Source organism: Pseudomonas sp. R11-23-07 (assembly GCF_003852295.1).
GTDB lineage: Bacteria > Pseudomonadota > Gammaproteobacteria > Pseudomonadales > Pseudomonadaceae > Aquipseudomonas.
This window is the reverse complement of sequence record NZ_CP027761.1, coordinates 5,282,075-5,293,033: the sequence shown is the minus strand read 5'-3', so window position 1 is coordinate 5,293,033 and position 10,959 is coordinate 5,282,075. Positions and strand designations below refer to the sequence as shown.

The following is a 10,959-nucleotide window of genomic DNA, read 5'->3' as shown; positions in this document are numbered from 1 at the left end:
GGACCTGCAAATGGCCGTACCATTAATGCCGCCTGGTGTTTCAATGCTTGAAAACATGGCGATATCCAAATGCAAGCGCATTCATCTCAAGCCCGGTTCGGCATTCGCCTATTCGTGGTTTTATTCCCAAGTTCGTGCAGCCGGCCCATGGAACTACAAGAAGCGGGGGCGTCAGTACGAAGCTTTTGGTAACTTCAATTACGGTGCTACGGGCACGGTGCTGGGCATTCCCGAAAATGTGTTGCTGCGAGCCGCCGGTGTCGCTCAAACCGTCGCCAAAACGACCCGTCCGGATTTTGGATCATGGTGGGGCGGTGAGCCTTTTGGTGATGACCCACGGGACCAATATTGGATAAGAAGAGGTATTGAATATGCCATTTCGCAAGGCCACTGAGCGCCTCATGCCTGTTCTGCGTAATTGCCTGCTTGTGGTCTGCCTGATCTATATCGGCGGCAGTTGGATCCTGTCGCCCGGAACACCGGACTTGGATGAAGTGGTGTTGAAGCATTCCCTGGGCAACGGTATGTCGATCTATGGTGCGCGAGATAGCCAAGGTGGTGCGACGGTGGGGTTTTCCTACAGGTACTACGTGCATAAGGATTTGGGAAGTGATCAGGAAATCCTCAGCGCATTAGTGTCTGCACCCCCTTTTCTCAAAACAAAAGAGCCGGATGTCCAAGTCAATAATGAAGGGGGGGCCTGCAGCTGGTTATTCAGGGAGAAGTGTATGAGTACCACAGTTATGCACTGGAAGGCCTGGGAAAGGTCAAGGTGATGATGGTGTTGTGATGGGCCAGCCCTCGGATTTTTCCTGCAAGATTTTGGTCCGCGCGTGACCTTCTCGGGGACTGCTATCAGATAGATGTGGGAGGGGGCTTAAAACCCCCGATATCGGTGTATCAGCCAGAAATTTGTTAGCTGACCCACTGCTATGGGGGTAAGCCCCTCCCACTTTCTCCATTTTCAATCAATCCGCGCAAACCGCTCAATCACCGGCTGCTCCCGATGCTCGGCCTGCCACAAGTCGTAGGCACTCTGCATCGACAACCATAACTGGGCTGTACTCACACCGGCCCGCTCCAACCGGACGGCGAGGTCCGGGCTGACCGGGGCGTGGCCATGCAAGATCCTTGAAAACGTCTCACGGGCGAAACCAAGACGTCGCGCCATTTCGGTGATGGTGATGCCCAGGGCGGGGATCACATCTTCAAGCAGGATCTCACCTGGGTGAGGTGGGTTATGCATACCCATATCGATGCCTCTACTCAGTGGTAGTCAAGATAGTCGACCAGTTCGACCTGATCGTCGAACATCCGAAAAATGATGCGCCAGTTACCACTTATGCTGACGGACCAGTAGTCGATCAGGTCGCCCTTCAAACGATGGAAGCGCCAGCCGGGTAGGTCCAGTGCATCTGGGTGCTCGGCTTTGTCCAGAATGAGCAGAACGCGGCGCAAGCGCTTTGCATGATTTGCGTTGATGCCTCTGGTTGAACCGGTCTCATAGAAGGCCCTGAGTCCCTTATGTTTCCAGCTGACAATCATGGCACGATTGTGATGTGATGCATCACGCTCTGCAATGGCCTTGCATCGGGTTTAACGGTCGGATTCATGATCTCTGCCCGTGGCACGATTCGGATGGAAAAGGCTAGAGAGGCGAGTTCCGAGCAACAACCTGAAAAGCCTGTCGGAGCATTCTTTGCTGCCTATCGGAAGGATGACAGTGGGTGTGGGCTTAGGATTTTTCCTGCAAGATTTTGGGCCGCGCATGAACTTGTGATGAGAGGCCCGCGCGCCTAGTCTTCGTCCCGTCATCGCAAAAAACGGTGACACGGACGTGCAAGTCCGGTTACATGTCGGCGCATCGGCGCCCATAGCCATTCAACGGGCGTTTTTTATGCCTGCTGTATATGTTATGGCGGCTGTGCGTGGGAGATCCCTTGGGGTCTGCCGGGGTCCGATATGCCCGGTCTTGCACACCTGCGTACAGCTGCCACCTTATTCGCGTGCAAGTGAAAGAGGGCAGTCTCCATCACATATCGGAGCTGTAAATCATGGTCAAACCTACCCCCAATCCGCCCTTTTCACCGTAACCCCCCACCAAGACACCGAAACCCTGCTGGTCAACGCCAGCGAAACCCTGTCCTCCCTGAACGCACTTACCTGCAATCTGGCCTTCGACCTGGACGCTTCCCCGCGCGCGATCATGCTGGGGATTCAGCAAATGGCTGAGTTCGGACAGCTATTGGTAGATCAAGCACTGGAACAGATGTCCCCTTCTTCAAAAGCTTAAAGCTTGATCGTTCCCTTTTTGGGAATCTTTGGTCGACGCCATGCACCACCTTGCCGCTCAGCACTGCGCTCTTCACCGTCACCCAGCAAAAGGTGCTTGGGCTGCTGTTCGGCAAGCCCGATCAGAGTTTCTTCACTAACGAAATTGCCCGGTGGGCACAAGTGGGCAGGGCAGCCTTACCCGTGAACTGGAGCGGTTGAAGTCGGCGGGCATCTTGAGCATGATGCGCCAAGGCAACCAGACCCACTATCAAGCCAATCCCCAATGCCCGATCTATTCGGAGCTCCTGGCCATCGTGCGCAAAACGTTGAGCCTGGACGGGAAGAGCAACTGGGCCGAACCCGACGCTTTACACCCCGGAAGACTGGACCGGCAAATGGAAGGCCGGGAACAGTTTTGTGCAACGGGTCGTACAGCAGGACAAGATCAACCTAATTGGAGCGCAAATGGGCGGCGGCTTATGTGAAATTCGGCGCGCTTACATCGGGTACGCGTAGATGCAAGTGTCATCCATTACCCCAGCATTATCGAATCGCGCGTTGGGGATCACCATTTCTAATTGAAAACCACAGCGTTCTGCGACCTTAATACTACGAACGTTTCTTCGAGCAGTTTTGATTTCAACCCTTTTTGCTTTTAAGCGAGTAGTGGCTATTTTACGAATTAATCCGCATGCTTCTGCCGCATATCCGTTGCCACGGCTATTACTACCTATCCAGTATCCTATCTCAAAAGAAGGAATGCTCGGATTGCGAATAAATAAGCTTATGCAGCCAACTAACAGTTGGGAGCCTTTTTCGATAATTAAGAATTTATACTCACTTGTCCCTAATTTGAAATTTATCTTCGCCTTTTGCATATTTAAGTAAGTTTCTTCAAGGCTGATGTTTTGATTTGCCCAAGTCAGAAATTCTTTGTGGGTGAGGTCGAAGTTACATATGAGAGCATGCATTTCTTTTGCGCGCTTCAATGCTGGCGGTATTAGTCGTATTCTTCCACCGTTTAATAGTGCTTGTGGAATGGTGGAATATTTCATGAGTAAGCGCCTGGCGTGGAGTTGAAGATAGTTAAAGCAGCTAGGGTTGCCTTTATAGGCAAAGGTATCCCCTGAAATTTAAAAAAGAATAATACGGCTCTATGTGAGAAAACCCGCATTCATGGAAAAGCTGAATATTTTCCTCATGTAAAAAAGGTATTAGCTTGTTTTCCAATATTAGACAGTAAATTTATATGCATTGAGAATGCACTTTTATTCAACGGTCATGCAGGGTCTGAAATTAAAAGGTTAATATTTCTGAACATTTCAGCATCTCAGCGCATATCTCCTGTTTGTAGGTTCATTACCCCCGCCGTAACAATCCATCACCCAGGTTGATTGATGCCCCCCTGAATCACTCCTAAGGTACAGCCCACGACAGCAAACCCCGTGGAGCGACCATGACAACAATAACTACCCCCGACTCGCGCTGGACGCGGCGGCGCGACGAGAAGCAGCGGCGGCTCGGGCTGGTTAAACCGTTTGCAGACGGGACGGTATTGCCCAGTGACCGGATCGTCGAGGCGCTTGAGGCGTTGATCCTGCCCGGCGACCGCGTGGTGCTTGAGGGCAATAACCAGAAACAGGCCGATTTCCTCTCGCGCTCCCTGGCCAAGGCCGACCCGGCCAAGCTCCATGATTTGCACATGATCATGCCCAGCGTCGGGCGCTCCGAGCACCTGGACCTGTTTGAAAAGGGCATCGCGCGCAAGCTCGACTTTTCCTTCGCCGGCACCCAATCCCTGCGCATCAGCCAGTTGCTCGAAGACGGCCTGCTGGAAATCGGCGCGATCCATACCTACATCGAACTCTATGCACGGCTGGTGGTGGACCTGATCCCCAACGTGGTGCTCTCCGCCGGTTTCATGGCCGACCGTGCCGGCAACATCTACACCGGCGCCAGCACCGAAGACACGCCGGCGCTGATCGAGCCGGCCGCGTTCAGCGATGGCATCGTTATCGTGCAGGTCAACCAGTTGGTGGATGACGTCACTGACCTGCCTCGCGTCGACATCCCAGCCAGTTGGGTCGATTTTGTGGTGGTGGCCGACAAGCCGTTCTACATCGAGCCGCTGTTCACCCGCGACCCGCGCCACATCAAACCGGTGCATGTGCTGATGGCGATGATGGCGATCCGTGGCATCTACGAAAAACATAATGTGCAGTCGCTCAACCATGGCATCGGTTTCAACACCGCCGCCATTGAATTGATCCTGCCCACCTACGGCGAATCCCTCGGCCTCAAAGGCAAGATCTGCCGCAACTGGACCCTCAACCCGCACCCCACGCTGATCCCCGCGATTGAAAGCGGCTGGGTGCAAAGCGTGCATTGCTTCGGCACCGAACTGGGCATGGAAAACTACATTGCCGCACGCCCGGATGTGTTCTTCACCGGCCGCGACGGCTCGATGCGCTCCAATCGTATGTTCTGCCAACTCGCCGGCCAGTACGCGGTGGACCTGTTTATCGGCGCCACCTTGCAGGTCGACGGCGATGGCCATTCCAGCACCGTGACCCGTGGCCGCCTTGCCGGCTTTGGCGGCGCGCCGAACATGGGCCACGACCCACGCGGCCGCCGCCATGGCACGCCGGCCTGGCTGGATATGCGCCACGACGATGCGCCGGTCGCACTGCTCGAGCGCGGCAAAAAGCTTGTAGTGCAAATGGTCGAGACCTTCCAGGAAGGCGGCAAGCCCACCTTCGTCGAGACCCTCGATGCGGTGGAAGTGGCACGCAAAAGCGGCATGCCGCTGGCGCCGATCATGATCTACGGCGACGACGTCACCCACCTGCTCACCGAAGAAGGCATCGCCTACCTCTACAAGGCGCGGTCTCTGGAAGAACGCCAGGCAATGATCGCCGCCGTCGCCGGGGTGACCGCCATCGGCCTGCGCCATAACCCCAAGGACACCGCGCGCATGCGCCGCGAAGGCTTGATTGCCTTGCCCGAAGACTTGGGTATCCGTCGCACCGACGCCACCCGCGAGCTGTTGGCCGCCAAGAGCGTGGCCGACCTGGTGGAGTGGTCCGGTGGCTTGTACAACCCGCCCGCCAAATTCAGGAGCTGGTAAATGCGCGCGCTCAAACTGCATGAAGTGAGCCTGGCCGATCGCCTGGCGGATATGGCCGTCGATGCGCTGATCGATGAAGCCGACCTGTCGCCAAAACCGGCCCTGGTGGACCGTCGCGGCAACGGCGCCCACCGTGATTTGCACCTGGGGTTGATGCACGCGTCGGCGCTGTCGCTGTGGCCGATGTTCAAGGCAATGGCCGAGGCTGCGCTTGAGTTCGGTGAAGTCGGTTTGCCCCTGCGTGAAGCCCTCGGGCGAATCGGCCGCAAAGGTGAACAGGCAATGCTCGCGACCACCCATGGCGTGAACACCCATCGTGGCGCGATCTGGGCCCTCGGTTTGCTGACCGCAGCGGCAGCGCTGGAGCCCCGCGCCATACCGTTGAACGCCGCCAGACTGGCCCTGCTCAACGACCGCTACGCCCCGCAATCCTTGAGCCACGGCGCACAGGTTGCCCAACGTTATGGTACGCGCGGTGCCCGTGAAGAAGCGCAACTGGGCTTCCCGTCAGTGGTGCAACGTGGCCTGCCGCAATTGCACAAAAGCCGCCAGCAAAACGCCGGCGAACAGAACGCGCGCCTCGACGCCTTGCTCGCGATCATGACCGACCTGGCCGACACCTGCGTGCTCTACCGCGCCGGCCTGGAAGGCCTGCAGGCCATGCAGCGCGGCGCCCAGGCCGTGCTCGACGCTGGCGGCAGCGCCAGCCTCGCCGGTCGTCGCCAACTGCACGCGCTGGACCAACAACTGCTGGCCCTGAATGCCTCTCCCGGCGGCGCTGCCGACCTGTTGGCCGCCTGCCTGTTTATCGACCGCCTCGACGGAGCGTTGTGATGGAAACCTTAACCTTTGAATTCCCCGCCGGGCAGCCAGCAAAAGGCCGCGCGCTGGTGGGGTGCGTCGGCTCCGGCGACCTTGAGGTGCTGCTGGAACCGGGCACCGCCGGCACACTGACGATCCAGGTACAGACCTCGGTGAATGGCGCCGAACAACGCTGGCAGCACCTGTTCGAACGCATCTTTCAGGAGCAGACCCCACCGGCCCTGAAGATTGATATCCACGATTTCGGCGCCACCCCCGGCGTGGTGCGCTTGCGCCTGGAGCAAGGCTTCGAGGAGATCGGCCATGACTGACTTGCTCGCCAAACACAGCTTTGTCGAACTGGGTGCGCGGCAGCGGGCCAAGGCCTTGTTGGATGCCGGCACCTTTCGCGAACTGATCGACCCCTTCCAGCGCGTCATGTCGCCCTGGCTCAGCCGCCAAGGTGTGGTGCCCCAGGCCGATGACGGCGTGGTGATCGCCAAGGGCAGCATCGGCGGCTTGCGTGTGGTGATTGCAGCGATTGAAGGCAACTTCCAGGGTGGCAGCCTCGGTGAAGTCGGCGGCGCGAAAATCGCCGGCGCCCTGGAACTGGCGGCTGAAGATAACCGCACCGGCGTCCCGACCCGCGCCGTGCTACTGCTGGAAACCGGTGGTGTGCGGCTGCAGGAAGCGAACCTGGGACTGGCCGCGATTGCCGACATACACGCGGCGATTGTCGACCTGCGCCAGTACCAGCCGGTGATCGGCGTGGTGGCGGGCAGCGTGGGGTGTTTCGGTGGCATGTCCATCGCGGCCGGGCTGTGCAGCTACCTCGTCGTCACCCGTGAAGCGCGCTTGGGCCTCAATGGTCCGCAAGTGATCGAACAGGAAGCCGGGCTGGAAGAATACGACTCGCGCGACAGGCCCTTTATCTGGAGCCTCACCGGCGGCGAACAGCGTTTCAACAGCGGCCTGGCCGACCGTTACGTGGCCGACGATGTGGCGCAGATCCAGCAGACGGTCAGTGCGTTGTTGCAGCAAGGCTTGCCCGCGCAACAACGCAGTCGCCAGGCTGATTTTTACCTCACACGCTTGGCCGAGTTGGACGCCGTACCGCAAATCGACCCGGCGACGGTGCGCGAGCTGTATCAAGGAGAACGCTCATGAGAGGCTTGCAGTGGTTCAACGCATTGAGCGCCGGCGCTGCGCCTGTAGCAGGTTTGCCGGCGTCGCTGAGGGTTGCCGACGCGGTCCTCGGTGGGCAAAAAGTGCGCTTTGTCGCCGTGGTCACTGACGCGCAAAACCGCTTCCCTCGCGCGCGCAATGGCGAAGTCGGCCTGCTCGAAGGCTGGGGCCTGGCCAAGGCCGTCGATGAGGCCGTCGCGAGGGGCGACAAGCGCCCCATCATCGCCATCGTCGATGTGCCCAGCCAAGCCTACGGCCGTCGCGAAGAAGCGCTCGGCATCCATCAGGCCCTGGCGGCTGCTGCCGACAGCTACGCTCGCGCCCGTCTCGCCGGGCATCCGGTGATCGCATTGCTGGTGGGCAAGGCCATGTCCGGTGCGTTCCTGGCCCACGGTTACCAGGCCAACCGACTGATCGCCCTGCGTGACCCCGGCGTGATGGTGCACGCCATGGGCAAAGCTTCGGCGGCGCGGGTGACCCTGCGCAGCGTCGAAGAGCTGGAAGCCCTGGCCGCCAGCGTGCCGCCCATGGCCTACGACATCGACAGCTATGCCAGCCTCGGCCTGCTCTGGGAAACCTTGTCGGTCAGCCAGATTGAACAGCCCACGGCGGGCGATGTGGCGCGAGTCAGCGACTGCCTGATGAATGCGATCAAGGATGTCGGCAGCACCGATTTGAGCGGGCGCCTCGGCGCGACCAATCGCGCAGCCTCCAGCCACGTTCGCCAATTGCTGCGGGAGCAATGGTGAACGCCCACGACTTGCTCTGGGGCATGACCCCGGCACATGTGCCCGCCGATGCACCGGCCTGGGTGCGGGAGACACTCGGTGCCGGCCACCCGGTGGTGGTGCGCCGTGCCATTGCCGAACCGGGTTATGTGGCGGTCGGCGTGCGCGGGTGTTCGCGCGAGCAACGTTTTGCCGGGTGGATGCCGCTGGCGGCGGTGCAGCGGCGGGTGATCCCGGAAGCGTTGCGTGGGGTGATTTCGCCGAGGGATTTACCGGCGTTGCGCGCGCTCGACCAACTGCGGCCGGCGTTGGCCCAGGAGACATGGGGCGTCACAGGCAGCGCGGGTTTCGAGTTGGCCAGCGGGATTGAAGCGCTGCATGCCCAGAGTGACCTGGATTTGCTTCTGCGCACCCCCGAACCTTTGGCCCGCGATGATGCTGAAGACCTCCTGGCGATGCTTGATAGGGCAGAGTGCGCCGTCGACCTGCAACTGCAAACCCCGTTCGGCGCCGTCGCCTTGCGCGAATGGGCCAGCGGTTCACCCCGCGTGCTGCTGAAAACCGCCAGCGGCGCACACCTGGTGCTCGACCCCTGGCAGGCCGTGGCATGAGCAGCCTGCTGGTGTTTCCGGGGCAGGGTGCCCAACGACCAGGCATGCTCCAGTCGCTGCCCGAGCCTGTGCTGGAGGAAGCCAGCGATGCCCTTGGCGAAAACGTGCGCCTGCTCGATTCGGCGCAAGCCCTGGCCAGTACCCGCGCCGTGCAACTGTGCCTGTTGATCGCCGGCACCGCCCACGCCCGTCTGTTGGAGCGCACCCCGGATTACGTCGCGGGCCTGTCCATCGGTGCCTATCCCGCCGCTGTCATCGCCGGTGTGCTGGATTTCGCCGACGCCGTCAGGCTGGTCAGCCTGCGCGGTGAGTTGATGCAGCACGCTTATCCACAGGGCTACGGCATGACCGCGCTGATAGGCCCTGAGTTATCCACCGTCGAAAAAATCCTTGCCGAGATCCACCGCGCCGAAACCCCGGTGTACCTGGCCAATATCAACGCCGATAACCAGACGGTCATCGCCGGCAGCGACGAGGCGATGAAACAGGTGGCGGCGCGCATCAAAGGCAACGGCATCGCCCGGCGCCTGGCCGTCAGCGTGCCGTCCCACTGTGCGTTGCTGGACGCGCCCGCCAAGGTCCTCGCCCAGGCCTTCGTTCCGCTCAAGACACCGCGCATCACCTACCTGAGCAGCACCCGCGCGCGGCCGATCCACAACCCCGAACAGCTTTGCGACGACCTGGCCTTCAACATGTGCCGCGTCGTCGATTGGCGCGGCACCGTGCAAAGCGCCTATGAGCGCGGTGTGCGCCTGCAAATCGAACTGCCCCCGGGCGCCGTGCTCACCGGCCTGTCACGCCGCGTGTTCGAACAAGGCACGGTGATCGCCTGCGAAGGCGCGCGCCTGGACACCTTGCAGGCCTTGCTGGAAGAGGAGGAGCGCCGCCACCGATAAAGCATTACCCAAGGCTTTCGAAGCACAACAACAACAATTTCGATCGAGCACTTTGAGGACAACAACGATGATTATCTACGGTGTGGCATTGCTGGCAATCTGCACGCTTGCAGGCGTGATCATGGGCGACATGCTCGGCGTTTTACTGGGCGTCAAATCCAACGTGGGCGGCGTGGGCATCGCCATGATCCTGCTGATCTGCGCACGATTGTGGATGCAAAAGCGCGGCGGCATGACCAAGGAGTGCGAGATGGGTGTGGGCTTCTGGGGCGCCATGTACATTCCGGTGGTGGTGGCGATGGCCGCGCAACAGAACGTGGTCACCGCCCTGCACGGCGGCCCGGTCGCGGTGCTGGCGGCGATTGGTTCGGTGGTGGTCTGTGGTTGCACCATCGCCTTGATCAGCCGCACGCACAGGGGCGAGCCTCTGCCCGCCGAAGAGCCGCTGATCGTTCCTGCGGGAGGTCGCTGAGATGTGGGACCTCATAGAGAAAGGCTTGGAGCATAACGGCCTGATCACTGCGTTTGCCTTTGTGGGCGTGGTGATGTGGATTTCCGTGGTGCTGTCCAAGCGCCTTACGTTCGGGCGCATCCACGGCTCGGCGATTGCCATCGTCATCGGCCTGGTGCTGGCCTGGGTCGGCGGCACGCTCACGGGTGGGCAGAAGGGCCTGGCGGACCTGGCCCTGTTCTCTGGTATCGGCCTGATGGGCGGTGCGATGTTGCGGGATTTCGCCATTGTTGCCACGGCATTTGAAGTGCAGGCCACCGAGGCGCGCAAAGCCGGCATGATCGGTGTGATTGCGCTGCTGCTGGGCACGATCCTGCCGTTCATCGTCGGCGCGAGCATGGCCTGGGCGTTCGGTTATCGCGATGCGATCAGCATGACCACCATTGGCGCGGGCGCGGTGACCTACATTGTCGGCCCGGTGACCGGTGCGGCGATTGGCGCGACCTCGGATGTGATGGCGCTGTCGATCGCCACCGGGTTGATCAAGGCGATTCTGGTGATGGTCGGCACACCGGTGGCGGCGCGCTGGATGGGCCTGGACAACCCGCGTTCGGCGATGGTGTTTGGTGGCTTGGCCGGCACCGTGAGCGGGGTGACGGCGGGGCTGGCGGCGACGGATCGGCGGTTGGTGCCGTATGGCGCGCTGACGGCGACGTTTCATACCGGGCTTGGGTGTTTGCTCGGGCCTTCGCTGCTGTACTTCATTGTGCGGAGGTTGGTGGGCTGAGTTCGGGATTTGTGGTGTCTGGTCGGGCCTCATCGGGGGCAAGCCCCCTCCCACACTTGACCGAGTTCCAACCTGGGAATGCGGTCAAAATGTGGGAGG

Annotated in this window: 14 protein-coding genes and 2 pseudogenes; 13 read left to right on the top strand and 3 right to left on the bottom strand. The window is 60.3% G+C overall.

Annotated features, from left to right (window positions below; translation table 11 throughout):
• Nucleotides 1-10: 10 nt before the first annotated feature.
• Both C4J84_RS24340 and C4J84_RS24335 read left to right on the top strand, forming a co-directional pair.
• Nucleotides 11-394 carry a polymorphic toxin type 44 domain-containing protein gene (locus tag C4J84_RS24340; RefSeq protein ID WP_124372157.1) on the top strand — a complete coding sequence of 128 codons (384 nt, stop codon included), beginning with the start codon at nt 11-13 and terminating at the stop codon, nt 392-394.
• A gap of 7 nt (nt 395-401) precedes the next feature.
• On the top strand, nt 402-776 hold the full coding sequence (locus C4J84_RS24335; RefSeq protein WP_256681367.1) for a hypothetical protein: 375 nt from the start codon (nt 402-404) through the stop codon (nt 774-776).
• Nucleotides 777-964: 188 nt separating this feature from the next.
• Here C4J84_RS24335 and C4J84_RS24330 read toward each other — a convergent pair whose 3' ends face one another.
• Both C4J84_RS24330 and C4J84_RS24325 read right to left on the bottom strand, forming a co-directional pair.
• Nucleotides 965-1,252: a HigA family addiction module antitoxin gene (locus tag C4J84_RS24330; RefSeq protein WP_020301914.1), complete on the bottom strand. Its 288-nt coding sequence runs from the start codon at nt 1,250-1,252 to the stop codon at nt 965-967.
• 14 nt (nt 1,253-1,266) lie between these two features.
• A complete protein-coding gene (locus C4J84_RS24325) occupies nt 1,267-1,545 on the bottom strand; it encodes a type II toxin-antitoxin system RelE/ParE family toxin (protein WP_065938127.1) in 279 nt (92 codons plus the stop codon).
• A 509-nt stretch (nt 1,546-2,054) separates the two neighbouring features.
• Here C4J84_RS24325 and C4J84_RS26565 point away from each other — a divergent pair.
• Nucleotides 2,055-2,293 (top strand): annotated as a pseudogene (locus tag C4J84_RS26565) (DUF6124 family protein).
• A gap of 50 nt (nt 2,294-2,343) precedes the next feature.
• Nucleotides 2,344-2,790, top strand: a pseudogene (locus tag C4J84_RS26560) (hypothetical protein).
• Here the strand turns inward: C4J84_RS26560 and C4J84_RS24310 are convergent.
• On the bottom strand, nt 2,772-3,329 hold the full coding sequence (locus C4J84_RS24310; RefSeq protein WP_124372155.1) for a GNAT family N-acetyltransferase: 558 nt from the start codon (nt 3,327-3,329) through the stop codon (nt 2,772-2,774). The pseudogene C4J84_RS26560 and the gene C4J84_RS24310 overlap by 19 nt on opposite strands.
• 401 nt (nt 3,330-3,730) lie before the next feature.
• Between C4J84_RS24310 and mdcA the strand changes: the two genes are divergently transcribed.
• The 9 genes from mdcA to madM all read left to right on the top strand — a co-directional run bounded on the left by mdcA (nt 3,731) and on the right by madM (nt 10,860).
• On the top strand, nt 3,731-5,401 hold the full coding sequence (gene mdcA, locus C4J84_RS24300; protein ID WP_124372154.1) for a malonate decarboxylase subunit alpha: 1,671 nt from the start codon (nt 3,731-3,733) through the stop codon (nt 5,399-5,401).
• A complete protein-coding gene (locus C4J84_RS24295; protein ID WP_124436219.1) occupies nt 5,402-6,235 on the top strand; it encodes a triphosphoribosyl-dephospho-CoA synthase in 834 nt (277 codons plus the stop codon). It abuts the gene before it with no gap.
• Nucleotides 6,235-6,534, top strand: a complete 300-nt coding sequence (locus tag C4J84_RS24290) for a malonate decarboxylase subunit delta (protein ID WP_124436218.1) — start codon at nt 6,235-6,237, stop codon at nt 6,532-6,534. Before C4J84_RS24295 ends, C4J84_RS24290 begins: the two co-directional genes overlap by 1 nt.
• A complete protein-coding gene (locus C4J84_RS24285) occupies nt 6,527-7,369 on the top strand; it encodes a biotin-independent malonate decarboxylase subunit beta (RefSeq protein WP_124436217.1) in 843 nt (280 codons plus the stop codon). The genes C4J84_RS24290 and C4J84_RS24285 overlap by 8 nt, the downstream gene beginning before the upstream one ends.
• Complete coding sequence (gene mdcE / locus C4J84_RS24280; protein WP_124436216.1) at nt 7,366-8,136, top strand: biotin-independent malonate decarboxylase subunit gamma; 771 nt, start codon at nt 7,366-7,368, stop codon at nt 8,134-8,136. The genes C4J84_RS24285 and mdcE overlap by 4 nt, the downstream gene beginning before the upstream one ends.
• Nucleotides 8,130-8,726: a malonate decarboxylase holo-ACP synthase gene (locus C4J84_RS24275; protein ID WP_124436215.1), complete on the top strand. Its 597-nt coding sequence runs from the start codon at nt 8,130-8,132 to the stop codon at nt 8,724-8,726. The genes mdcE and C4J84_RS24275 overlap by 7 nt, the downstream gene beginning before the upstream one ends.
• Nucleotides 8,723-9,622 carry a malonate decarboxylase subunit epsilon gene (gene mdcH, locus C4J84_RS24270; protein WP_124436214.1) on the top strand — a complete coding sequence of 300 codons (900 nt, stop codon included), beginning with the start codon at nt 8,723-8,725 and terminating at the stop codon, nt 9,620-9,622. The genes C4J84_RS24275 and mdcH overlap by 4 nt, the downstream gene beginning before the upstream one ends.
• A 67-nt stretch (nt 9,623-9,689) precedes the next feature.
• On the top strand, nt 9,690-10,094 hold the full coding sequence (gene madL / locus C4J84_RS24265) for a malonate transporter subunit MadL (RefSeq protein WP_124364782.1): 405 nt from the start codon (nt 9,690-9,692) through the stop codon (nt 10,092-10,094).
• 1 nt (nt 10,095) lies between these two features.
• Nucleotides 10,096-10,860 carry a malonate transporter subunit MadM gene (madM, locus tag C4J84_RS24260; protein WP_124436213.1) on the top strand — a complete coding sequence of 255 codons (765 nt, stop codon included), beginning with the start codon at nt 10,096-10,098 and terminating at the stop codon, nt 10,858-10,860.
• The last annotated feature ends 99 nt before the right edge of the window (nt 10,861-10,959 follow it).